We start from the raw sequence: 22,216 nt of genomic DNA, 5'->3' as shown, positions 1-22,216 counted from the left end.
GGTTTTGATCGTTTGGTTGTATCTGTTTGAGTCCGGCTTTGGGTGGGGCGTAACGGTTGAAGACCCGCCGTAAATATGTCCCTATAGGCTTCTCATCGGCATCCATGCCTCAGAGAGTCTTCAACCGTTACGCCCCACCCAAAGCCTCAGTGTCATATTCTTGGTTACTCAATTCCCGGTGCGCACTGCTCGTGAAAGTCCGTCGCCTGTTGGAACTGGTGAGCGACGTTTAGCAGTTTTCCTTCGGCGAAGTAGTTGCCAATCAATTGCAGTCCAACCGGTTTGCTGTCGACCAGACCGCAGGGGATGGACAGGCCCGGCAGTCCGGCCAGGTTGGTGGCGATGGTGTAGATGTCTTCCAGGTACATGGCCACGGGGTCCTGGGTTTTGCTGCCGAAGGCGAAGGCCGGGGAGGGCGATGTCGGGCCGAGGATAACGTCGACGTTTTCGAAAGCGTCTACGAAGTCCTGTTTGATCAGGCGGCGCACTTGCTGGGCTTTGTTGTAGTACGCATCGTAGTAGCCGGCAGAGAGTGCGTAGGCGCCGACGAGGATGCGGCGTTTGACTTCTTCGCCGAAGCCTTCGCTGCGCGAGCGTTCGTACAGGTCGTTGAGGTCTTTCGGGTTTTCGCAGCGGTGGCCGTAGCGCACGCCGTCAAAGCGCGACAGGTTGGCGGAGCATTCCGCCGGGGCGATGACGTAATAGGCGGGTACGGCCAGATGGGTGTGCGGCAGGCTGATGTCGTGCAGCGTGGCGCCCAGGCTTGCGTAGACGTTGATGGCGTCCTGCACGCGCTTGGCGGTGTCGGCGTTCAGGCCGTCGCCAAAATATTCTTTCGGGATGCCGATTCTCAGACCGGACAATGGCTGGTCCAGCTGGGCGGTGTAATCCTCCACGGGGTGATCGACGCAGGTGGAGTCTTTCGGGTCGAAGCTGGCCATGGTGTTGAGCATCAGCGCGGCATCTTCGGCGGTGCGGGTCAGGGTGCCGGCTTGATCCAGGCTTGAGGCGAAGGCGATCATGCCCCAGCGGCTGACGCGGCCGTAGGTGGGCTTGAGGCCGGTCAGGCCGCACAGCGCGGCGGGTTGGCGGATTGAGCCTCCCGTGTCGCTGGCGGTGGCGCCCGGGGCGAGGTGAGCCGCCACCGAGGCCGCCGAGCCTCCAGAGGAGCCTCCTGGTACGCAGCCGGTGTTCCAGGGGTTCTTTACCGGGCCGTAGAAGCTGGTTTCATTGGAGGAGCCCATTGCGAACTCGTCCATATTGGTTTTGCCCAGCATGACGGCGCCAGCGGCTTCGTAGTTGCTGACGATGGTGGCGTTATACGGGGCAATAAAGTTGTCGAGCATTTTCGAGGCACAGCTGGTGCGCACGCCCAAGGTGCAAAAAATATCCTTATGGGCGATGGGAATGCCGCACAGGATGGGGGCATTGCCGTTCGCAAGGCGTTCGTCGGCTTTGGCCGCCTGGGCCAGGGCGCGTTCGGCAGTGACGGTGATGTAGCTGTTATAAGCCGGGTCCAGCCGCTCGATGCGCTCGAGATAATGTCGGGTCAGCTCGACGCTGGAAAACGCCCGGTCGCGCAGTCCCTGAGCCAGTTGGGCCATGGTGTGTTGGTGCATTGCGAATCAATTCCTCAAATCAAATCGGTCGGGGTCCAGGGGACGTCCAAAGTATGGCAAGTTACGACAAGTTACGAGACAAGTTACGAAGTGTGCCGTGCTGTCACTCGATCACGCGGGGTACCAGGTAAAGGTCGTCTTCAGTCGCCGGAGCAATGGCCTGAAAGGCCTCGCGCTCGTCGCGCTCAGTGATCTGGTCGGCGCGCAGGCGCTGCACCGCGTCTAGAGGGTGAGCCATGGGCTTGACGCCCTGGGTATCGACGGCTTGTAACTGGTCTACCAGTTTCAGGACGTCGGAAATCCGTTCAGTGACCTGTCCGACCTCGTTGTCGGAAATGGCGATACGCGCCAAATGCGCCAGTTTGGCAATATCAGAAGAGGCAATGGCCATCGAGGTGCTCCAATTCGATAGGGCTTCGGTACAGAATGTGCGCAACCGGGCCCGAAAAGGTCCAAAAGTTCGCGTTTATACGATAAGCGGTTAAAGTTATCACATTTGCGCCTTGCCCTAAATCCCTGCCGTTGATAGAGTGCCAGCATCCGCGCCAATGCACCGAGGTGCGCGCCTCCCGGCGACGCCTGCCAAGTCCGTGCCGCTCCACAGGTTCGGCCCAGCCATTCTGTTTTGGGAAGGCGACAGAGTTTTGGGACGGCGACTGAATTCGTCGGCCCTGCGCGGGTCTAAGCCGCGAGCAAGAATGTGGCAAAGGACGACATTCGCCCCGACACTGGAACCCTCCTCCGGTCGGCGCGACAGAATTTAGGCGGGGCGCTTTCTCGGCGGCCCGCGTGACAGAACATTATTAGGGTTGCGTGAACCAATGTTAAAACACCTGCGTGGAGCCTTCTCCAACGACCTTTCCATTGATCTGGGTACCGCCAACACACTGATTTACGTCCGCGGTCGCGGCATTGTCCTGAATGAGCCGTCGGTGGTTGCCATCCGTCACCACAATGGCCATAAGATTGTTGAAGCCGTCGGTACCGAAGCCAAGCGAATGCTGGGTCGCACGCCGGGCAATATCACGGCTATCCGGCCGCTTAAGGATGGTGTGATCGCCGATTTCCAGGTGACTGAGAAAATGTTGCAGCACTTTATCAAGAAAGTGCACGAAGCCAGCTGGTTTCAGCCCAGTCCACGGGTTCTGATCAGTGTGCCTTGCCTGTCCACCGAAGTGGAAAAACGGGCTATTCGTGAGTCGGCGATGGGGGCGGGTGCCCGCGAGGTCAGACTGATTGAAGAGCCCATGGCGGCCGCAATTGGTGCTGGCTTGAAAGTATCCGAAGCCAGTGGTTCCATGGTGGTGGATATCGGCGGTGGCACCACGGAAATCGCGGTTATCTCTCTGAATGGCGTGGTGTATTCCGACTCGGTACGCATTGGTGGTGACCGTTTTGACGAAGCGATTGTCAATTATGTGCGCCGCCACTACGGCAGCGTGATTGGGGATGCCACCGCCGAGCGCATCAAGCAGGAAGTGGGTTGTGCCTTTGCCGGCAGCGAAGTGCGTGAGATCGATGTACGCGGTCGCAATCTGGCCGAGGGTGTGCCGCGCAGCTTTACGCTGAACAGCGATGAAATTCTGGAAGCCCTGCAAGAGCCGTTGGCGGGGATTGTGCAATCGGTCAAAAGCGCTCTGGAGCAATCACCGCCGGAATTGGCAGCGGATATCGCCGAAAGCGGCGTGGTACTGACCGGGGGTGGGGCGCTGCTGCGCGATATTGATCGGCTGTTGTCCAACGAAACCGGTTTGCCGTTTATCGTTGCCGAAGATCCATTGACCTGCGTGGCGCGCGGTGGCGGCCTGGCCATGGAAATGATGGACAAACGCAATATCGACCTGCTGTCTTCCTGACGGCGCGCACCCCTTTCTTACCCAGGGCGGCTGACCTGGGCTGGTGGTGCGGGAATCGGTCGGGATAAGCGGGAGAGAAAGCTATTAAAACGCTGTTTACCAAAGGGCCGGCGGTTGCCTCGCGTGCACTGTTTTTTAGTGTGGTGGCGGTGGGCCTTATTCTCGTAAGCCTTTATACCAACTGGCTGGCGCCGGTCCGTGCCCAGCTCGGTGTGGTGGCGGCCCCCTTCTACTGGGTCACGGATCTTCCCAAGCGTATCGGCAACTGGGGCGATGAGGCCTTTGCTTCCAAACAGGCCCTGCACGAAGAAAACCAGGCGCTGAAATCCGAGCTGCTCATCCTTCAACGAAAGCTCCAGCAAATGGCGGCGCTCGCCGCTGAAAATGTGCGCTTGCGCCGGCTGCTCGGCTCCAGCGATATGCTTCAGGATAATGTGCTGGTCGCCGAGTTGGTCGGCGTCTCCCCCAATCCGCTCAGTCACTCAGTGGTCATTAATAAAGGCCTTTCTGATGGCGTTTACAACGGCCAGCCCGTACTGGATGCCTTCGGCCTGATGGGGCAGGTCGTGGAGGCCAACCCCCACAGCAGCCGTGTGCTCCTGATTACCGATACCAGTCATGCTTTACCGGTTCAGGTCAATCGCAACGGTGTGCGGGCCATTGCCGAGGGGACGGGCCACATTAATCGGCTGCGCTTGCGGCATGTATCCAACACCACGGATATTCGAGAGGGGGACCTTTTGGTCAGTTCTGGCCTGGGGAACCGCTTTCCAGTGGGATATCCCGTGGCAGAGGTTGAGCAAGTCGTACGCGACCCGGGCCAGTCATTTTCGACCGTTATTGCCCGCCCCATGGCGCGACTGGATCGCAGCCGCCATCTGTTACTGGTATTCGGGCGTGAGCAGGCCGAGAAAGTGGACGCGGAGGTGTTGGCCCCCAAGGTGGAAATGAGCCCGGCGGGAGACAGTCAAGGTGATTGACCCGACACGAGGCCGAAATCGCTGGCTGATCGGCGTGGCGGTGGTCGTGGCATTGATGTTGGCGGTGTATCCGCTGCCCTTGGAATGGCGGTGGTGGCGACCGGAGTTTCTGATGCTGGTCGTGATTTACTGGGTGTTTGTTTTGCCCGATCAAATCAGTCTTACGCTGGTTTTCCTATTGGGACTGGTTCAGGACCTTGTCGAGGGAACGGCGTTGGGAGAGCATGCCCTGGGGCTGGTCATTGTGGCCTATATCGGGCTGCAATCCTATCGGCGGGTGGCTAACTTTGCGTTGTGGCAGCAGGCTTGCTGGGTGTTTCTCTTGGTAGGGATCGCTCAGGTCACCAGTAACTGGGTACACACGCTGGATGGGGGGCATGTCGGTGGTATGCAGTTTTTGTATCCGGCGCTGACCAGCGCCCTCCTCTGGTTCCCTCTACACCTTCTGTTTGAAGCGCTGCGGCACCGCTACCGTATTCAGTAATTGACCAATGAACTAAGGGCGACTCCATGACCGATCTCTACCTGGCGTCCCAGTCTCCACGTCGCCGCGAATTATTGGCACAACTTGGTGTTCGGTTTTCCACTCTGAGCCTTTCAGTGCCAGAGGTGCGGGCTGACGGGGAAGCGCCTGAGGATTATGTGGAGCGACTGGCGCTGGAGAAAGCCCGGGCCGGGCTGGCGCATATACAGGAGTCGGGATCAGCACTGAGGCCCGTGCTGGGATCTGACACCCTGGGTGTTTGTCGCGGGCGCGTGCTGGAGAAGCCTCAGGACCGGGAGCAGGCGCTGGAAATGTGGCGCCTGATGTCCGGGGGCGCGCACGAAGTGCTGACGGCCGTGGCCCTGTGTTCCGTCGAGAAAGAGCAGGTGTGTCGAGTAAGTACTCGCGTACATTTTCGGACTCTGTCAGAAGCAGAGATGCTGGCGTATTGGGCCACGGGCGAGCCGAGGGACAAGGCCGGTGGCTACGGCATTCAAGGGTTGGGCGGTGTTTTTGTCGAGCGAATCGAGGGCAGCTACAGTGCTGTGGTTGGGTTGCCTTTGGCGGAAACGGCGACGCTGCTCAACCGGTTTGAAGTACCCTGGTGGGGCTCCGTCTCAAGGGGATAAACAGGTGGGACACTAGATGACAGAAGAGTTGCTGGTAAACGTTTCCCCGGTAGAAACCCGGGTGGCGCTGGTAGAGAATGGCGTAGTGCAGGAGCTGCATGTCGAGCGCAGTCACGGCAAAGGGTACGTTGGCAACATCTACAAAGGCAAAGTGGTCAGGGTCCTGCCCGGTATGCAAGCCGCTTTTGTGGAGATCGGGCTGGCGCGTACCGCCTTCATCCATGCCTCGGATATGGCGGACACTGATGAAGAAGAGCGTCGCGGTGACGTGCCGGATATCCGCACGCTGGTGCGCGAAGGCCAAATGTTGGTGGTGCAGGTCAGTAAAGACCCGATAGGCACCAAAGGTGCCCGCCTCACCACCAACCTTAGCTTGTCTTCGCGCTATTTGGTGTACATGCCCAACAGCACACATATCGGTGTGTCCACGCGTATCGATGACGAAGACGAACGTCAGCGCCTGCGGACGCTGGTAGAGACGCTGGCGTCCGAGTCGGGTGTGCCAGGCGGTTTTATCCTTCGTACCGTGGCCGAAGGCGTCGGGGCGGATGAACTGCGCAACGACATCGATTTTCTGCAGAAACTCTGGAAAGACTTTCAAGACAAATGCAGCAGCGCCACAGTCCCCGAGGCCATTCATACCGACATGCCGCTGTTCCTGCGCGCGTTGCGGGATATGGCCCGGGCGCCGATTGAAAAAATCCGGGTGGATTCCCGCATGAGCTGGGCCCAGATGCGGGAATTCGCCGCCAGCTACTATCCCGAACTGGAAAAACTGATCGAATGCTACAGTGGCGAACGCCCATTGCTCGACCTGTACGGTGTGGAGGATGAAATTGCCCGAGCGCTGGATACGCGCGTACCGCTCAAGTCCAATGGCTACCTGATCATAGAGCAGACCGAGGCAATGACCACGGTGGATGTGAACACCGGAGCATTCGTCGGGCGGCGCAACCTTGAAGAAACCATCTTCAAAACCAACATGGAGGCGGCCAGTGCGATTGTGCGACAATTGCGGCTGCGTAACCTCGGTGGGATCATCGTACTCGATTTTATCGATATGAAAGACCCCGAGCACGAGCGCCAAGTGTTGCGAACACTGGAAAAGGCGCTTGAGAAGGATCACGCCAAAACCAGCATTACCGGCGTGTCCGAGCTGGGGCTGGTGGAAATGACCCGCAAGCGCACGCGCGAGTCGCTTGGGCAAATGCTGTGCGAACCTTGCCCGCTGTGCTCTGGCCGAGGCCAGCTAAAATCAGCGCAGACGGTGTGCTATGAACTGTTTCGCGAAATATTGCGCGAGGCGAGAGCATACGATAATGACAAATTTCTGGTGCTGGCCTCCCAGGTGGTCGTGGATCGGTTGCTCGACGAGGAGGCGGCCTACGTGGCTGACCTGGAAGCGTTTATTGGTCGTACTATCGAATTTCAGGTCGAGGCACTGTTTACTCAGGAACAATACGACATTGTATTGGTTTAAAGACAGTGACGCGGAATGAGGGTTGGCGGGAATAGCGACCGCCGCTTTGGAAACAACCTCGAATTATGGTTTCAGTGTTAGCGTATTTACTGAAAAAGTTCTACATCCTGTGCGCTGTCGTGATCATTGGTCTGGCAGTGCTGATTCAGGGTGGCCGCAGCCTTTTCCCTTTGCTCGAGCACTACGATACGGAGCTGACCGGCTGGTTGTCCCGGCAGCTGGATCTCGATATCCAGGTGGCTTCCCTGGAGGCAGACTGGCAAGACTTGCGCCCGGAAATCGTGCTTCACGATCTGGTGGTCAATGACGGCGAGGGTCGCCGGCTGCTGGATGCCAATCGCGTACTGCTGCGACTGAATTTACTGAGCAGCGTGCTTGAGGGCCGCGTTGCCTGGGACAAAGTCGAGCTGCGCCGACCGCGTCTGAGCTTGTCCCAGGGAGCGGATGGGTTTTGGGGGTTACCGGTTCTTTCCTCCTCTGACAATGAGCCCCTGGCCCCCGACGACCTGCTGACCCTGTTTGAGCTGGGTACTCGTGTGGAATTGCTCGAGGCTCGTATTGATCTGAGCTTCGCCAGTGGCCACGAACAGCGGTTCGTGGCGCCGTACCTCCTGCTGGAACACCGCGACAACTTCCATCGAATGTCGCTGCAAATTGATTTTGAAGCGCAGGACCGGGCGCTGGTGGCCGTGATTGAGGGACAGGGAGACCCTCGGGAACCTGAGCAGTTTCGCACCCGTGGTTATCTGCAATTGCGCGATTTTCCCACGCTGGAGCCGCTGAGTGTACTCGGTGGCATTTTGCTGGGTGAAGGGGCGCAACAGGAGTGGTATCGCGAGGGCCATATGGACGCGAGCCTCTGGTTTTCCAGTCAGGAAGAGGGTCTGGGATACGACTGGAGCGGCACAGTATCGCTGGACGATGTCGCGCTGCCCGTAGAGTCGCTGACGCTCGATCGTGTCAGCACCGATCTCAGTGGTCAGTGGCAGCGTGACGGTGCCTGGGAGCTGGCGCTGGGCAACCTCTCCGCGGACTGGCGTGACCGCGAGCTGGAGCCCCTGCAAGTGTCAATCTCCTCTGAAGGGCGCGAAGCCCCGGTGGCCGTACAAGTGGATCACCTGAAACTCGATTACTGGACGGAATTGGCCGAACAACTCGGTTTACTGAATCCGCCCCGGTTGAGGGAAGTGATCACGACGCTCGCCCCGAACGGCAGCCTGCGCCACCTCAACCTGGAATTGCCACACGGAGAGTGGCAGGACTGGACGCTGCAAGCCGAAATGGAGGCGGTCGCTGTGGAGCCCTGGCAGGGAGTGCCGGGCCTTAGCGGAGTGACGGGCTACCTGGAAGCGGGCCGGGACGGCGGTTTTATCGATCTCGACAGTCGCAACGGTTTCAGCATGTACTTTGCCAAAACCTACGCCGGGCCGATGGAGTATCAAACGGCTCGCGGGCAAGTGGCGTGGCACCTGTTGCCAGAACAGAACCGGATCTACGTTAACTCTGGACCACTGACGTTAAGAGGGCAGGGTGAGCAGGCGCGGGGCAGTATGTGGCTGTCGTTGCCCTGGGAGCGAAACACCGGCGATATCGACCTGTATCTGGATGTATACGGCGAGCAATTGAGTGCTAACGTCTATCAAAAATATCTGCCGGAAGTTGTTCCGGATTCACTCCGTCGTTGGCTGGAGCAAAGCATTGGCCGTGATAACGCCGGTCGCGCGGCGCAAGCGCATTTCGTGTTTCGCGGAACGATTAACCGGCCCGACCACCCCTTGTCACGCAGCTATCAGCTGGCGTTGGATATGACGGGAGCCGACCTCGCCTATCACCCGGATTGGCCTGTGTTGAGCGATCTATCCGGGCAACTGGTACTGAATGATAATCGGGTGGACGCGCGCGTGGATCATGCCCGCTTGTATCAGAGTGAGGTGGGCGCCGCCCGTATTGTTGTTAAAGACAACCCGCAGGGTGAGGGGTTACTACTGACCGTTGATGGCCAGGTTCAAGCGCTGGCCAGCGATGGGTTGCAACTGCTTCGGGGCGATTACCTGCGCCGGTTCGTCGGCGACAACATGGACAGTTGGAGTGTGCAGGGGTCACTGGTGGCCGACCTTGATTTGGCCATCCCGTTGGATGACGGCCAACCGGGCGCGTACCAGCGGGTCGATATGGAACTGATGCTGCCCCGGTTGACGATGGGAGATCTGGGGCTGACCGTGAGGGATGTGACGGGTCCGCTGCGCTACGTTAGTGGTAGCGGGTCCAATGACGGCGGGTTGAGCAGCGAGGGGATTGAAGGACACTTGTTTGGTGCACCACTGACGTTGGCCATTTCCGGGGGTGAGCAAGACGGCACACCCACCACGGAGTTGGCCTTTTCGGGAACAGTGTCCGGCGCACGGCTGGCGCAGTGGAGTCAGCACCCCGAGCTACGGTTGATAGAAGGCCAGTTTGATTTTGATAGCACCCTGATTCTAAATCATCACCCGGCTCCCGATTCTGAACAGGACCAGCGGCTGGCATCCCTGACGGTGACGACGGACCTCACTAGGGTAACGGTGAACTTACCCGCGCCCATCGGAAAAACGGCCGACGAGGCCCGGCCAGCGGTATTCAATCTGATACTGGGCCGTCGCTCATCATTGGCAGACCTGCGTTATGGAGACGAGGTGCACGCCGTGGCCCAGTTGAACGAGGAGAAACAGTTACGGCGTGCGGCACTGGGATTCGATGCCGCCGCCACGTTGCCAGACGCGCCGGGCATTCGGCTGGATGGTCAACTAGCGTCGCTTGACTTGCAAGGATGGAAGGCCGCGTTTGAACGGTATCAGGCATTGGCTTCACCGCTTGGGCCAGTTGACGGGCTGGGTGACGGGTTGAGCCCACAGAACGACGCCACGACGCTGGCGAGGGCGCCGGAGGCGACTCCCTCCGCAGTGTTGCAGCGTTTGCCATTACAAGCCAACCTCACACTGGCGTCGCATCGTTTGGGGCCGCTGCACCTGGAAGATCTGCATCTGAACCTTACCTCTCGTCGTCAAGGCTGGCGGCTGTCATTCGAGAGCGCGCAAGCGATGGGAGACGTGGTCTGGGGCGAAGACGCTGTGCCGGAACTTCATCTCGCCAGGCTCGCCTTGTCAGAAAGTGCATTGAGCGATTATGCCGCAGACACGGAAGCCAGCGCTGAGGAAGCGCAAAAGCCTTTTGACCCCACCACCGTGCCGGCGGCGAATGTCGCGGTGGACCAATTGACAATAGATGGAGAGGACTATGGCCACTGGTCGTTTCATTGGCGTCCCGGCAGCGATAGCATCCGTCTGGAAAACCTGGTGGGTGACATTCGCGGGATTCACATCGAGGGTGAAGAGGAAGGGCAGGGCGCTCAACTGGTCTGGCATTCACCCGGCGGGGCTGCCGAGCGCACCCGTCTTCAGGCGCTTCTGCGGGCGGGGGATTTGGCCGACGTCATGAGCCAGTGGGGGCAAGGCGACATCATTGAGAGTGAGGCTGCCACCTATGGGGTGGACTTGGAATGGACAGGACCACCGCAAAGCGTTCAATTGGAAAAACTAGAAGGCGACGTAGGCTTTGATGTGCGTGCCGGGCGCTTCAAACGAAATCCCGCAGCGGGCAGCGAAGGTATCCTGAGGCTGTTTTCAATCCTGAATTTTGATGCGCTGGCGCGCCGCTTGCGCCTCGATTTTTCAGACCTGTATCAAAGCGGGTTGGCCTTCGACAGTATCGAAGGGCGAATGACCTTTGAGCGAGGTTCTGTGGTGTTCTCCGAACCCGTTCTGGTGCGTAGCCCCTCGAGTCGCCTGCAACTGGGCGGACGAGCGGATCTGTTGAACGAAACGCTGGATGCGCGTCTGGTGGCCACCTTGCCAGTCGCTGGTAACCTGACATTCCTCACGGCGCTTGCCGCCGGGCTGCCGGCGGCGGCCGGGGTATTTCTGGTGAGTAAACTGTTCGAGAAGCAAATGGATCAGGCGACCAGCATTAGCTACACCATTCGGGGCGATTGGGACGATCCGGTGATTAAATTTGATCGACTGTTTGAAGGCGGCGCCAATCTGGACGTCAGCGATGATCCGGCCCATCCAGAGCCGGAAGAGGCGTCTGAATCCCCCTGAAGAGCGTAATAGCTGACCTCTTTCCCCTCTGGGACTGCCGCTCGGCGGTGGTTTGTGATAGTGTTTCCGAGGCAGGCTGGCTCACGCGATTCAATGAGCGGCCCGTTCGTGGTGGTCGTCCAGGGACGGCCCGGGTTCATAACGACATTAATAAAACCATGCTTCAAACCATCGCACGTTACCGGCGCTTTTGGGTGCCCGCTCTGGTTCTGCTTGTTTCTTTACTGGTCTACGGCATCAACTACGGTTCGCCGAAATCCATGTTCTGGGATGAGAATTACCATATCACCTCCGGCCAGAAATACCTGGACGGCACCCTCTTCATGGAGCTTCATCCGCCGCTGGGCAAATTACTGATCGCGGCTGGAGAGGCGGTATTCGGTGGTAATGAAGCGCTGGATAAACGCGCTTTCAGCCGCACAGACTACCTGCAAGGCTCACAAGTGCCGGGCGGTATGAGCTACACCGGGTTCCGGTTCGCTTCCACCTTCCTGATGGCCGCATCGGTGCTGTTTTTTTATGGCATTGTCTGGCGAATTTCCCGGCGCACCTGGGTGGCCGCCGGCTTCAGTGCGCTGCTGATTTTCGACAATGCCCTGGTGGTTCACTCCCGCTCGGCAATGCTGGAAGGCATTCAGCTGTTCTTTATCCTGGCGGCGCTCTACTATTTCGTGGTGGTACTCACCCGAGACCGGCCTGTGCGCCTTCCTCAGTACGCCATGCTTGGCGTTCTGGTCGGTCTGGTGATATCGGTAAAGCTCAATGGTGCGGTACTGCTGCTATTGTTCGTCATGCTGTGGGGCGTGGACCAGTGGCAAAATATCAAACGCTTCGACTGGCTTGCGCTGTTTAAGCGCCTGGCAGTGACGGTGCCCGCAGCGGTAGTGCCGCTGGTGGCGAGTTTTGCCAGCGTGTTGTACGTGCATATTGCCCTGGGGGAAAACATTGTCAGCAACCGCACCTACAAAGCATCGGAAGCGTATCTGAACGAAGTGCGCGAGGGCCACAGCGCCGGGCCCAAAGCGTTCTATTACGGCTTTCGCGATAACTTGCGTTATATGCTGGAGTACTCCGATGGCGTGGCGCGTCTGGATATTTGCAAACCGGGGGAAAACGGCAGCTACGCGATTGGCTGGCCGCTGGGCAATAAAAGCATTAACTACCGATGGGACAAAAACACCATCGACGGTGAGACCCGAGTTCGCTACATCCAGATTATCGCCAACCCGGTTGTGTGGTTCTCCGTGGCGGCGGGTATCGTGTTATCGCTGGGGTTGTTAATCAGTCGGTTCGTCTACGGCAACCCCGTGAAGGACGTCCGGTTATTCTATTGGGTACTGGCGTTCACCGGGCTCTATGTGAGTTACATGGCGGCGATCCTGCAAATCGAAAGGGTCATGTACCTGTATCACTATCTGGTGCCGCTGGTGTTTGGCATGTTGAATCTGGCGGTGCTTTTTACATACATCTATCACGACGACATACGGGTCAATCGACGACACACCATGGTGAACCTGGGGTTGTTTGTTCTGTTGGTTGTCGCTATTTTTGCCTGGTTCTCACCGTTCACCTATGGATTGCCCATCAACGAGGACCAGTTTGAAGCTCGCAATTGGTTTCGGCTCTGGCAAATGAATGTGGTGCGCTGATGACAATGGCCTGGTGGAATAAAAATACGGTTTTTACCGGGGTGTTGGGGGTGGTGTTGCTGGCCATTGTGCTGCGCCTGCTGCCGCCCTTTGTTCCCGATGTGATTCAATTGACGCTGGTAAAAAACGACGCGGCGATTCGCACCATTGATCAGCCACGCCAGGTGGCGTACCAGCGTACCCTGTGGGTGGATCAATTGAATTTCTCTGATCGAAACCAGTTGCGCCATCCCAAGCTGGGGCAAATTGGCTACGCCGAACACTTCTTTATTGATATCGACCACACCTTTGAGGTGCTTCAGACAGGAACCTATCGGTTTTTGATTGGCAGTGACGATGGTTTTTCCGCCCGAATTGATGGCAATGCGTTGTGTCGATTTGATCGTGATCGGCCCTACCGAAAACAGACGTGCGCCGTGCAACTCGAAAAAGGGGAGCACCGTTTCGAAATGTCCTACTTTCAAGGCGGCGGATTTGCGGGGCTGACGGTGGAATACCTGCCTCAAGGTGCAGACCAGGCTTACTTTTATGGCGAGAATTCTGACTGGATGCGCTTCAAAAAAAAGCCCCCGAAAAACGGGGGCTAAATCTGAAAAAGCGGTGGGGCAGTGAACCCCGAATCAAACGCTGGGTCCGAACTTAGTTCGACGCCAGTTTGAATGCACGAACGGCTTGGTTGAACCGGTCCGCGTACTCTTGCAAGCTTTCCAACGCTTGGCGTTTTTCGCGACTTCCCAGGCCGGAGCACGCAATGTACTCTTCCTGGGCGCGAACGTATTCTTTCACTTCGTTATTGGATTTTACCATTTGAGCCGTAACGGCCGTGGCCGGATCGGGGATCTCGGGCGCCTTACCGGGAGCGGTGCAAGCTAACACTGGAGAGCTAAGGACCGCCGTGCAGGCAGCTGCAAACAACAACTTCTTCATGGTCAAATACCTATTCATTGACATCGTCGGCCCAGTGGCGTCACCCACCCTGGAACCGTTCACTGACAGACTGATCTGTGACCGACTTCGCAATATCCTGATCACGCGGCGCATTTTCCCACAAGCCTTACTATTAGAAAAGGTTCTAAAAGGAACTTTTAGTTATGGAATAGTGGAATATGCCAGGGAAAAGTTATCAAAATCCTGTCAATGCGCACGCCTGTCACGGCATTCTGGCGATCGTGCCTTGGGGTAGGGCGGTTGGAGGGTTTTCGTCGAAAACATGGCGCTCCAGCAGAGGTGGGATTACGTGTGTTGAGCACGCGATCCCGCCTCGCCAAATCAGTGTGGTCCCTATAGAGTAATGCCCAGGGCGGACAGGACTTTCGGGTCCGGGAAGCCATCGGCGACCATGTCTTGTGCATCCTGAAAACGGCTGAGCGCGGCGCGAGTGCCGGGACCCCAGATGCCATCCACTTTCCCGGCATCATGTCCTTTATCATTCAGCGCCTCTTGCAGAGCCATCACCTGCTCGCGGTTCAAGCGTGGGCTGTCCGCCGGAGGGGCTTGATGCAATTGACCGGCACCGGCAATACGGTCAGCCAGGTGACCGACTGCCACCGCATAGTACTCGGACTGGTTCCAACCCATAATCACGCGGAAATTGCTATACACCAGAAAGGCGGGTCCACGATGGCCTGAAGGAATGAGCAATGCGGCCTCAATATCGGCATCGGGCAGAGCGGCCCCACTGGTTTGGCGCACGCCCTGGCGCTGCCACTCGGCCAGCGTTTTACGATTCTTCAATCCGGCCTCAAGATAGGGAAAGTTTTCCGGAAGGGTGACTTCGCGACCCCAGCGATACTCATCGTCCCACCCAAGATGGTTCAGGAAATTGGCCGCCGATGCCATGGCGTCCGGCAGGCTGTTCCATAAATCGCGTTTGCCGTCTTCGTCATAGTCCACCGCGTAGCGCAGGAAAACCGACGGCATGAATTGAACGTGACCCATGGCTCCGGCCCAGGAGCCTTCCATTTGCGGAGGGTTGATGGCGCCTTCCTCAATGATTTTCAGTGCCGCCATTAGCTCTCGGGTGAAGTATGTGCTCCGGCGCTCGTCACAGGCGAGCGTAGCCAGTGAGTCCAGCACGGACATCTTTCCGAAAAAGCGGCCGAAGTTTGTTTCCAGGCCCCAAAAAGCCACCAGATAAGGGGCGGGTACGCCGTATTGGCGCTCTACTTTACGCAACAGGTCGCGATTTTCCCGCAACAGGCGACGCCCGTCCTCTACTCGCTGGTCGGTGACCCGGCGGCCCAGGTAGTCTGAGAAAGGGGTGGTGAATTCCGGTTGGCGCCGGTCGAGTTCAATGACGCGCTCTGACCATTGCAATCCCGCCAGTGCATTGCGCACGGACTCGGAGGTGAGATCTTCCTGCTCAGCCTGTTGCGCGAAGCGTTCACGGCACTGCGAAAATGCCTCATCGGTCATGGCTTGTGCCGCATTGGCCGAACTCAATATGAGCGCACCCGCCCATCCCACAATACCCCACTTCATACACGCTCCGGTAGACAGGCTACGATAGTCTTGCCCCGAGACCAGCTCGGGGACAAATGGTTGACGTCGTACCAATAAATCACAAGGCAGTGAGAGAAATCAACTGTGCGACCGCACTCATTAGATCATTCAGGCGACGTGAACTCTGTCATGGCGTGAGCGTGAGCCTTCTGGCAAAATATGCGTCGCGCTGATTCGCGTACCTCTTTATGTTATGTCTTTCAGGGCAGGTCATGTCTCTCAGGACACGCTGAACGTTTCAACTTAAGGAAATCTCCCGTTATGCAGAAAACTGCAAAAATCACAATAGCGCTACTGCTAGTGGTCGGCGCCGTGGTGGTAGCGATTGCCGCCGGTGTTTTCAACAGCCAGAAAAATACGGGCAGTGGCCTGGATGATTTTCTGGGGTATATTCCCGCGGATTCCCCGTTTGTGATTGTGGGGCAAACGGACGCCGAATATCTGGAAGCGTATGACAAGACTCTGCGCAACACGAATCCGGAAGAGCTGAGGCCGGTGTTTGAGTTGCTGGAGGGGATGGATGATGACTCTCCCGCTTACGCGCTGCTCTGGCTGTTGGATGATTACCTCAAGACGGCGGCCTCTGGCGGCTATGAAGGCCTGAAGACTCGCTACGGCATTGATCTGGAAGCACCGTTTGGCTTGTACGTTAGTGGCGCCGCACCCGTATTACGCGGCAGCCTGACCAATGCGGAGGCTCTGCACGCCGTCCTTCAGGAAGCTCAAGAAGCCACGGGTGTCACTCTGGAAGAGAGCACATTGGGTAGCGCCTCGTTGTACCAGGTGGAGCTGAGCGAAGACGAAGGCATTGCTCTGGGTTTTGCGATTGCTGAAAACAGTTGGACTCTGTCGCTGCTGAAAGACGGAGAAAATGATGAAGCACGAATGGTTCGCTTTGCCCGTCAACCCGTGTCGGAAAGTCTGGCGGGAAGCGATATTATCGAACAGTTGCGCGAGGATTACGCCGCTGCCGATCAGGCTATGGGCTTTCTCGATATAGAGCAGCTGACCCGTGCCATGCTGTTGCCGGAACAGAGCAGCACCGGACGTGAATTGCGCGAGTGGTTTCCGAAATTGCGGGAATCCCTTGACCGCGAAATGGATGCAGCTTGCCGTGATGATTACCTGGCGCTGGCCGGCAATGTCCCGCGCCTGACCTTTGGCTCCGACAGTCTTTCCGTCAGCGGTGACGACGTGGAGCAGGCAATGAGCTTCCTGTGGGAAATTAAAAACCAGAGCGTGGTGGCGGCGTTACCAAAACTTCACGGCCATATCCCGGCCTACGCTCGTACCACAGAAGACAAGCTCGGCGCGTTTGCCCTGGGCGTTAACGTCAGCCAGTTGGTGCCGGTGTTGACGGAATTCTGGAATCAGTTCACTACGGCAACGTTCAGCTGTCCGCAGTTGCAAGAAATGCAGCGCAGCGTCCAGATGACTAACCCTGCCATGCTGGGCATGGGAACTGCCATGTTTGATTCGGTGCGCGGCGTCGGTGTGGCGTTGTTCAATATTGAGCAAAGCGATACCACCCCGCTGGGACTGGACGGCTCTGCCCTCATCACCCTCAGCTCCGAAAATCCGGCCGCTTTGGCGTCCATGGCCTCGGCGTATATGCCGGGTGTGAGTGGGCTGCAGATTCCCTCCGATGGTACGGCGGTGGAAATCCCTGATCCAATGGGGCTCGGTGGTAATTTTGTGGCCATAAAAGGCAAGCACCTGGTGGTTTATCGTGGTGAGGCCGCGCGTGAAGTGGCGGAAGACATGAGCAGTGAGCCGCTAGAAGCTACGGGTGTGTCGGCACTGGCGTTAAACCTGAAGCAGCCGCGCGAGCTGTTTGACATTATTGAGCCAGCGTTGAGCCATTCCGCTGCCGGTATGGGTGAGTGTGGCCGGGTATACGATGCCTTGCTTTCACTGACTAAAATGCCGTTCTCGGCCACGTATCAGGAGCAGTTTACTCAGCGCGGCTGGAATGGCCAGCTTGGCTTTGAAATCACCACAGTAGGGCCTGCCTCAATGAGCGAGCTGTCTGGCACTTATGCATTGAGCCAGCTTGATCCATACTCGTGCAATTGGAACGAGTTTGGTACGGAAACCCTGGAGGAAGATGGCACGGGTGGTTTCAATGGTGGCTTCGTCGGGCCGGATGAAAGTGCGCCGCAGTGCGATACCTTCCGCAGTGAATTTGAATGGAGTCTGACCGGCAGCCTGATGGTGCAGACCCCGGGGTCGCAAGAGTTCCGCTCGTCCTGTGAGGAGGAGTGGGAGACCGTGGCGGATGTGCCGGGAGTATCCTGTGAGGTGTTGGCCGTGGACGATGAAGGCTTTTTTTGCTCTTCGGTTGAGGACGAGCACGTTAATCTGGTGCGCTATCAGCGCCAGTAATAGAGTGTCGGCAAGGATGCTGAGCGTTTTGAAAAGCCGCCTTCTGGGCGGCTTTTTTATTAATGGTGCTTTTTTGCATCACTAAATCAATTTTTAAATATAATGCTGCGTTTTTGCTATTTTAAATTATCTGATGGATGTTTTTATTGTTGTAATATTGGGTTTTTATACCTATATTAAGATTTAATGGTTTATTAGTGCATCATTATTCGGGGTTCGGGTATGCCCAAAATTCGAAACGCCATGACCGATGAGGCGATTGCGAAAGAGCTGGGCCAGCGCTTGGCTCAGGTTCGTATTAACGCCGAGCTGACCCAGGACGAGCTGGCCGACGCTATTGGTATGGATCGGGGACGAATCAGTCGCCTGGAAAGCTCGGGTTCCGGCAAGCTTTCCACGGTAGTGGCTGTGCTTCGCCAACTGGATCGTCTGGATCTTCTGGAACAGTGGTTGCCGCAAGGTGCCACCCTGAGCCCCCTGAAGCAATTGGCGAGCGAACAAAAAAAGCCATCGAAGCGTAAGCGCGTGCGCAAACCCAAAGCCTCAACGCGCTCCACGGATTCACTCCGGCCAGAGGATGATCTGAAATGGTAGCCACGGTGGCGAGGGTAACCCTTTGGGGGCATACGGTCGGCGCGCTAGCTCAACAGCCGGACGCCAGTATCGCGTTTGAGTACGACCCTCAATGGCTGGCTCGCGGCATTGAAATTTCACCGTTGAGGCTACCGGCCAGGCCCGGCATTTTTCAGTTTCCCGGCCTGAATCCAGAGACTTTTCGAGGCCTGCCCGGCGCTTTTGCCGATACGCTGCCGGATGACTTTGGAAATGCGGTGATTAATGCGTGGCTTGAGCGCCAGGGTATCCCCAGGGAAGACTTTGGAACGCTGGATCGGTTGCTCTATACCGGCTCCCGTGGCATGGGGGCGCTGGAGTACCACCCGGCGAAACGCCTGTCGGATGACCGCGGCGAGGATATTCAACTGGACTCCCTATTACAGGTCGCGCAGGACATTCTCGACCAGCGGGCGAAGCTCGGTGTAAAGCTCAGCGAAGCAAGCGCTTTGAAAAGTATCCTGCAAGTCGGTACTTCCGCTGGGGGCGCGCGGCCCAAAGCCATCGTGGCGATTAACGAGGATCGCACCCGAATCCGTTCCGGCCAGGTGGACGCCCCGAAAGGTTTCACCCACTATCTGCTGAAGTTTGACGGCGTGATGGAACACCGCACCGATCAAGAGACGTTTGGTGATCCCCAGGGTTTTGGACGAATGGAATACGCTTACTCCCTGATGGCGACCGATGCCGGCATCACCATGGAACCCTGTGAACTGCTTGAAGAGGGTAACAGGGCCCACTTTCTGACGCGGCGGTTTGATCGGGATGGCAACGACAAGCTCCACTATCAGTCCCTGTGTGCAATCGATCATGCCGATTATAAAAAGCCCGGTCATTACAGCTATGAAGAACTGTTCACAACGGCTCGACGCCTGCGTCTGAGCCGCACCGAAGCGATTCAGCTCTACCGGCGAATGGTGTTCAACGTCATGGCCCGCAACCACGACGATCACACCAAGAACTTTGGCTTCCTGCTCGATGGGCCGGCCGCCCGTTGGAGACTGGCTCCCGCCTTCGATGTCGCGTACAGCTATAAACCGGGTTCCCCCTGGGTGAACAGTCACCAGCTGTCCCTGAACGGCAAGCGCGAGCAGTTTACCGTGGATGACTTGCTGGCCGTGGCGGGTCAGATCGGAGAGTTCAAGACCGAAGCCCGGCGGGTGATTGAAGAAATCAGTGATATCGTGGCGCGCTGGCCCAAATATGCCGAGCAAGCCCAGGTGCCTGCTTCACTGGCAAAAGAAATTCAAAGCAACCTCCGCCTGTTTTCGTAAAACGATAAGCGCACCACCTGAACGAGCACTCTTTTCCTGATCAGCGTTCTTTTCCTGAATGGGTCGACGCAGGCCATTGCAATATATTATGATAATTGCATATGGTTAACATAACCATAACGCTTCTGTCCGTTGCACTCCAACCAACCAATAAATACAGGAAGACACGTGATGAACAAGAAACAGACTTTTTTCTTCTGTCGGAGCCTGATGGCTTTATTGATGACGTTCAGCACCCTGGTATGGGCGCAGGATGGCAAAATGTATCCGATAGACGCACCCGATGAACCTCGGGCTATTCCGCTGGAAACCGGCGGCGTGGAGGGGCAGACGGCGTCGGAGAGCTGGTTCCGTCAATGGGGCGATCCCATGGCGCGCAATATTTCAAAAGCAACGCTGACACCGGTACTGGCGGACCCTGAGAAAGCCAATGGCACAACCGTGATTGTTGCCCCAGGCGGTGGTTTTATGTGGCTGTCGATGGGCAATGAAGGCTGGGAAGTGGCTGAGGCGCTCGCCGAGCAGGGCATCAACGCTTTTGTATTGAAATACCGCCTTCAGCCGACAGAGCCGTCTCTGGAAGCATTTGAAAAACAAATGAATCGCCGCTTCGAGGAAGCGGGCGAGTCGTCGGAGGAAAGCGATTCGGAGTCTGCCCCCGAGCGCCCTCGCTGGGATCTTTCAGACCAGCTCGAAGATGTTGAAGCGGCCTACGCGATGATCCTGGAGCGGGCAGACGAGTGGGGCGTCAATACCGATAGAATCGGGATGATCGGTTTCTCGGCCGGGGCGGGCCTGACCATGGCGACCACGCTGGAATCTAAGAAAGTGGACCTGGCGTTTATCGGCCCGATTTACGGGGGTATGAACGCGGTTGATGTGCCCGAAGACGCGCCGCCCATGTTCGCGGCCATCGCCTCGGATGACTTCCTGTTTAACGGTCAGTTCGGTTTGATTCAGTCCTGGTACGAAGCCGATGTGCCGGTGGAATTTCACCTTTACCAAAACGGCGGTCACGGCTTTGGTTTAGGGAACCCCGACCGCACCAGTAATAAGTGGTTTGACGCCTTTATACACTGGCTGGATGTCAACGGATTCCTGCCTAACCACCACTAAGTGCCTGAAAAATAAACAGCGTGTCGTTTTCACCGACACGATCTGTGAGCGCCTTTCGGTCAAGTACGACGGTGTTGTTAATACTCAGTTTTACATGTCGTCGTACCGCGCCTCGGTCATCCAGCACATAATCGGTAAAGCCGGGCGCCACCTCGTTGAGGGTATGCAGTACCTCGGCGACGGAGCCTGGCGGTGCCGTGAGGGTTCGGCCCTTCAGGTGAGGGAAGAACCGGTAAAGGTGCGAGGTCATCTTTATGGCTGGCATAGGCGTTAACCGAAACGCACCGAGTAAACCGGCGGAAAGTGGTGACCCAGACTCTGCCAGTGGTTGCCGCGATCTTCCGACAGGTAGACGTTACCGGTGGTGCTGCCAAAGCACAGGCAGTCACCCGAAGCGTCCAGAGCGTGGCGCAGCACGATGTCGTGGGCATTTTCCTGCGGCAGCCCGTTGCGCAGCGCTTGCCAGGATTGGCCGCCATCCTCCGTGCGGGCAACAAACAGGCTGCCGTCGAGCGTCATGCGTTGGGCATCGCTGCGCCCCGGCACCACCCAGGCCGTGCGCCCGTCCTGCTCATCCACGGCTATCGGGAAGCCAAAGTGCACACCGAGTTCCGGCTGGCTGACCTTTTTCCATTGTCTGGCACCATCGTCGCTATAAAACACACCGCAGTGATTTTGTTGCCATAGATGATCTGGCTGCCCGGGGCACTGCGCCACAAAGTGCGGGTCGTGCCCCCACTCGGCTTCGGGATTGGGCAGGTAATCCATCAGCATGCCGCGATTGCGTCCGGCCCAGGTCTGGCCACCGTCGGTGCTTTCCAGCACTCCCGCCGAGGAGACGGCCACATAAAGGTGATCGGGATCAAGCGGGTCCACCATAATGGAATGGATGCCAGGCTCAAATACCCCATAGTCGATACTTGCTGGCGTACCACCCCAGTGGTTTTCATGAGTGGCTTCGCCGGAGAACAGATTACCGCCGCGACTTTCATGGTTCCAAAGTGGCCGATTGAGCGTCCAGGTATCGCCGCCGTCATCGCTGATAAACAGTCCGCCGGGAATAGTTCCGGCATACATTCGCCCGGCCTGCTTCGGGCCGCCAAAAGCCAGGTGCCAGATTTTGTACACCGTGGCGTCCGCATAGTCGGGTTGGCCGAGCGGCGCCTCGGGGTCGAAATCCGGCGTCGGCAGAACCTGGGCGATGTGGCGTGCGCCCTCCGGGTACTTCAAAGATGAAATATCGTCCCAGCTCTCGCCTCCATCCCGCGAGCGTGACAGTTTGGGGCCCCAGTGGCCATGGTCCAGCGAGGCCCACAGCGTTCCGTCGCGCGGGTCTCGTGTGGCATAGCAGACGGGCATGCCGGGATGAAGAATCGGGCGAGCCCGCCAGCCGGAGGCGTGTCGATCAATAATAACGGTGCCCTTGCGGGTGCCCAGAAGCAGAGTGTCAGTCATAAAATTGCCCTCATCAGATCCCAAAGCTGGTCGAGTGGC

At 57.6% G+C, this 22,216-nt stretch carries 18 protein-coding genes; 12 read left to right on the top strand and 6 right to left on the bottom strand.

What is annotated here, in order from left to right; translation table 11 throughout:
• Window positions 1–164: 164 nt before the first annotated feature.
• Window positions 165–1,619 carry an Asp-tRNA(Asn)/Glu-tRNA(Gln) amidotransferase subunit GatA gene (gene gatA / locus ACQCLF_RS05855; protein WP_426985370.1) on the bottom strand — a complete coding sequence of 485 codons (1,455 nt, stop codon included), beginning with the start codon at window positions 1,617–1,619 and terminating at the stop codon, window positions 165–167.
• A gap of 103 nt (window positions 1,620–1,722) precedes the next feature.
• Window positions 1,723–2,010, bottom strand: a complete 288-nt coding sequence (gene gatC, locus ACQCLF_RS05850) for an Asp-tRNA(Asn)/Glu-tRNA(Gln) amidotransferase subunit GatC (RefSeq protein ID WP_426985369.1) — start codon at window positions 2,008–2,010, stop codon at window positions 1,723–1,725.
• A gap of 430 nt (window positions 2,011–2,440) precedes the next feature.
• Between gatC and ACQCLF_RS05845 the strand changes: the two genes are divergently transcribed.
• From ACQCLF_RS05845 to ACQCLF_RS05810, 8 genes are all read left to right on the top strand, one after another.
• Window positions 2,441–3,475: a rod shape-determining protein gene (locus ACQCLF_RS05845; protein WP_426985368.1), complete on the top strand. Its 1,035-nt coding sequence runs from the start codon at window positions 2,441–2,443 to the stop codon at window positions 3,473–3,475.
• Between the two features lie 92 nt (window positions 3,476–3,567).
• A complete protein-coding gene (gene mreC / locus ACQCLF_RS05840) occupies window positions 3,568–4,455 on the top strand; it encodes a rod shape-determining protein MreC (protein WP_426985765.1) in 888 nt (295 codons plus the stop codon).
• Complete coding sequence (gene mreD / locus ACQCLF_RS05835; protein ID WP_426985367.1) at window positions 4,448–4,939, top strand: rod shape-determining protein MreD; 492 nt, start codon at window positions 4,448–4,450, stop codon at window positions 4,937–4,939. Before mreC ends, mreD begins: the two co-directional genes overlap by 8 nt.
• Window positions 4,940–4,965: 26 nt before the next feature.
• Window positions 4,966–5,568, top strand: coding sequence for a Maf family protein (locus ACQCLF_RS05830; RefSeq protein WP_426985366.1), 603 nt, complete (start codon window positions 4,966–4,968; stop codon window positions 5,566–5,568).
• Window positions 5,569–5,584: 16 nt separating this feature from the next.
• A complete protein-coding gene (rng, locus tag ACQCLF_RS05825; RefSeq protein ID WP_426985365.1) occupies window positions 5,585–7,048 on the top strand; it encodes a ribonuclease G in 1,464 nt (487 codons plus the stop codon).
• A gap of 65 nt (window positions 7,049–7,113) precedes the next feature.
• The gene (locus ACQCLF_RS05820; RefSeq protein WP_426985364.1) at window positions 7,114–11,184 is read left to right on the top strand and encodes a YhdP family protein; all 4,071 of its coding nucleotides are present in this window, start codon (window positions 7,114–7,116) and stop codon (window positions 11,182–11,184) included.
• A 158-nt stretch (window positions 11,185–11,342) separates the two neighbouring features.
• Window positions 11,343–12,833, top strand: coding sequence for a phospholipid carrier-dependent glycosyltransferase (locus tag ACQCLF_RS05815; RefSeq protein ID WP_426985363.1), 1,491 nt, complete (start codon window positions 11,343–11,345; stop codon window positions 12,831–12,833).
• The gene (locus ACQCLF_RS05810; RefSeq protein WP_426985362.1) at window positions 12,833–13,420 is read left to right on the top strand and encodes a serine protease; all 588 of its coding nucleotides are present in this window, start codon (window positions 12,833–12,835) and stop codon (window positions 13,418–13,420) included. The genes ACQCLF_RS05815 and ACQCLF_RS05810 overlap by 1 nt, the downstream gene beginning before the upstream one ends.
• A gap of 52 nt (window positions 13,421–13,472) precedes the next feature.
• On the opposite strand, the gene ACQCLF_RS05805 is transcribed toward ACQCLF_RS05810, so the two are convergent.
• On the bottom strand, window positions 13,473–13,760 hold the full coding sequence (locus tag ACQCLF_RS05805) for a hypothetical protein (RefSeq protein ID WP_426985361.1): 288 nt from the start codon (window positions 13,758–13,760) through the stop codon (window positions 13,473–13,475).
• 354 nt (window positions 13,761–14,114) lie between these two features.
• Window positions 14,115–15,314, bottom strand: a complete 1,200-nt coding sequence (locus tag ACQCLF_RS05800; protein WP_426985360.1) for a lytic murein transglycosylase — start codon at window positions 15,312–15,314, stop codon at window positions 14,115–14,117.
• Window positions 15,315–15,596: 282 nt separating this feature from the next.
• Between ACQCLF_RS05800 and ACQCLF_RS05795 the strand changes: the two genes are divergently transcribed.
• The 4 genes from ACQCLF_RS05795 (at window position 15,597) to ACQCLF_RS05780 (ending at window position 20,722) form a co-directional block, all read left to right on the top strand.
• Window positions 15,597–17,720, top strand: coding sequence for a hypothetical protein (locus ACQCLF_RS05795; protein ID WP_426985359.1), 2,124 nt, complete (start codon window positions 15,597–15,599; stop codon window positions 17,718–17,720).
• A gap of 222 nt (window positions 17,721–17,942) precedes the next feature.
• On the top strand, window positions 17,943–18,314 hold the full coding sequence (locus ACQCLF_RS05790; RefSeq protein ID WP_426985358.1) for a helix-turn-helix transcriptional regulator: 372 nt from the start codon (window positions 17,943–17,945) through the stop codon (window positions 18,312–18,314).
• A complete protein-coding gene (locus ACQCLF_RS05785; RefSeq protein WP_426985357.1) occupies window positions 18,308–19,606 on the top strand; it encodes a type II toxin-antitoxin system HipA family toxin in 1,299 nt (432 codons plus the stop codon). Before ACQCLF_RS05790 ends, ACQCLF_RS05785 begins: the two co-directional genes overlap by 7 nt.
• A gap of 171 nt (window positions 19,607–19,777) precedes the next feature.
• Window positions 19,778–20,722, top strand: a complete 945-nt coding sequence (locus tag ACQCLF_RS05780) for an alpha/beta hydrolase (protein WP_426985356.1) — start codon at window positions 19,778–19,780, stop codon at window positions 20,720–20,722.
• On the opposite strand, the gene ACQCLF_RS05775 is transcribed toward ACQCLF_RS05780, so the two are convergent.
• Together ACQCLF_RS05775 and ACQCLF_RS05770 are read right to left on the bottom strand one after the other, a co-directional pair.
• Complete coding sequence (locus tag ACQCLF_RS05775; RefSeq protein WP_426985355.1) at window positions 20,709–20,987, bottom strand: MoaD/ThiS family protein; 279 nt, start codon at window positions 20,985–20,987, stop codon at window positions 20,709–20,711. The two genes, ACQCLF_RS05780 and ACQCLF_RS05775, sit on opposite strands and share 14 nt — an antisense overlap.
• A gap of 5 nt (window positions 20,988–20,992) precedes the next feature.
• Window positions 20,993–22,177 carry a WD40/YVTN/BNR-like repeat-containing protein gene (locus ACQCLF_RS05770; protein ID WP_426985354.1) on the bottom strand — a complete coding sequence of 395 codons (1,185 nt, stop codon included), beginning with the start codon at window positions 22,175–22,177 and terminating at the stop codon, window positions 20,993–20,995.
• Window positions 22,178–22,216 lie beyond the last annotated feature (39 nt).

This window comes from Marinimicrobium sp. ARAG 43.8 (assembly GCF_050113635.1).
GTDB lineage: Bacteria > Pseudomonadota > Gammaproteobacteria > Pseudomonadales > Cellvibrionaceae > Marinimicrobium.
The sequence above is the reverse complement of the archived record's forward strand: the minus strand, read 5'-3'. Positions and strand labels throughout refer to the sequence as shown.

What these genes read in the sequence shown, in the direction of transcription:
- ACQCLF_RS05810 (WP_426985362.1), top strand. Translation starts at nt 12,833, where the DNA reads ATGACAATGGCCTGGTGGAATAAAAATACGGTTTTTACCGGGGTGTTG.
- ACQCLF_RS05805 (WP_426985361.1), bottom strand. Translation starts at nt 13,760, where the DNA reads ATGAAGAAGTTGTTGTTTGCAGCTGCCTGCACGGCGGTCCTTAGCTCT.
- gatC (WP_426985369.1), bottom strand. Translation starts at nt 2,010, where the DNA reads ATGGCCATTGCCTCTTCTGATATTGCCAAACTGGCGCATTTGGCGCGT.
- ACQCLF_RS05830 (WP_426985366.1), top strand. Translation starts at nt 4,966, where the DNA reads ATGACCGATCTCTACCTGGCGTCCCAGTCTCCACGTCGCCGCGAATTA.
- ACQCLF_RS05795 (WP_426985359.1), top strand. Translation starts at nt 15,597, where the DNA reads ATGCAGAAAACTGCAAAAATCACAATAGCGCTACTGCTAGTGGTCGGC.
- rng (WP_426985365.1), top strand. Translation starts at nt 5,585, where the DNA reads ATGACAGAAGAGTTGCTGGTAAACGTTTCCCCGGTAGAAACCCGGGTG.
- ACQCLF_RS05790 (WP_426985358.1), top strand. Translation starts at nt 17,943, where the DNA reads ATGCCCAAAATTCGAAACGCCATGACCGATGAGGCGATTGCGAAAGAG.
- ACQCLF_RS05775 (WP_426985355.1), bottom strand. Translation starts at nt 20,987, where the DNA reads ATGCCAGCCATAAAGATGACCTCGCACCTTTACCGGTTCTTCCCTCAC.
- ACQCLF_RS05770 (WP_426985354.1), bottom strand. Translation starts at nt 22,177, where the DNA reads ATGACTGACACTCTGCTTCTGGGCACCCGCAAGGGCACCGTTATTATT.
- ACQCLF_RS05800 (WP_426985360.1), bottom strand. Translation starts at nt 15,314, where the DNA reads ATGAAGTGGGGTATTGTGGGATGGGCGGGTGCGCTCATATTGAGTTCG.
- ACQCLF_RS05820 (WP_426985364.1), top strand. Translation starts at nt 7,114, where the DNA reads ATGGTTTCAGTGTTAGCGTATTTACTGAAAAAGTTCTACATCCTGTGC.
- gatA (WP_426985370.1), bottom strand. Translation starts at nt 1,619, where the DNA reads ATGCACCAACACACCATGGCCCAACTGGCTCAGGGACTGCGCGACCGG.
- ACQCLF_RS05785 (WP_426985357.1), top strand. Translation starts at nt 18,308, where the DNA reads ATGGTAGCCACGGTGGCGAGGGTAACCCTTTGGGGGCATACGGTCGGC.
- ACQCLF_RS05780 (WP_426985356.1), top strand. Translation starts at nt 19,778, where the DNA reads ATGAACAAGAAACAGACTTTTTTCTTCTGTCGGAGCCTGATGGCTTTA.
- ACQCLF_RS05845 (WP_426985368.1), top strand. Translation starts at nt 2,441, where the DNA reads ATGTTAAAACACCTGCGTGGAGCCTTCTCCAACGACCTTTCCATTGAT.
- ACQCLF_RS05815 (WP_426985363.1), top strand. Translation starts at nt 11,343, where the DNA reads ATGCTTCAAACCATCGCACGTTACCGGCGCTTTTGGGTGCCCGCTCTG.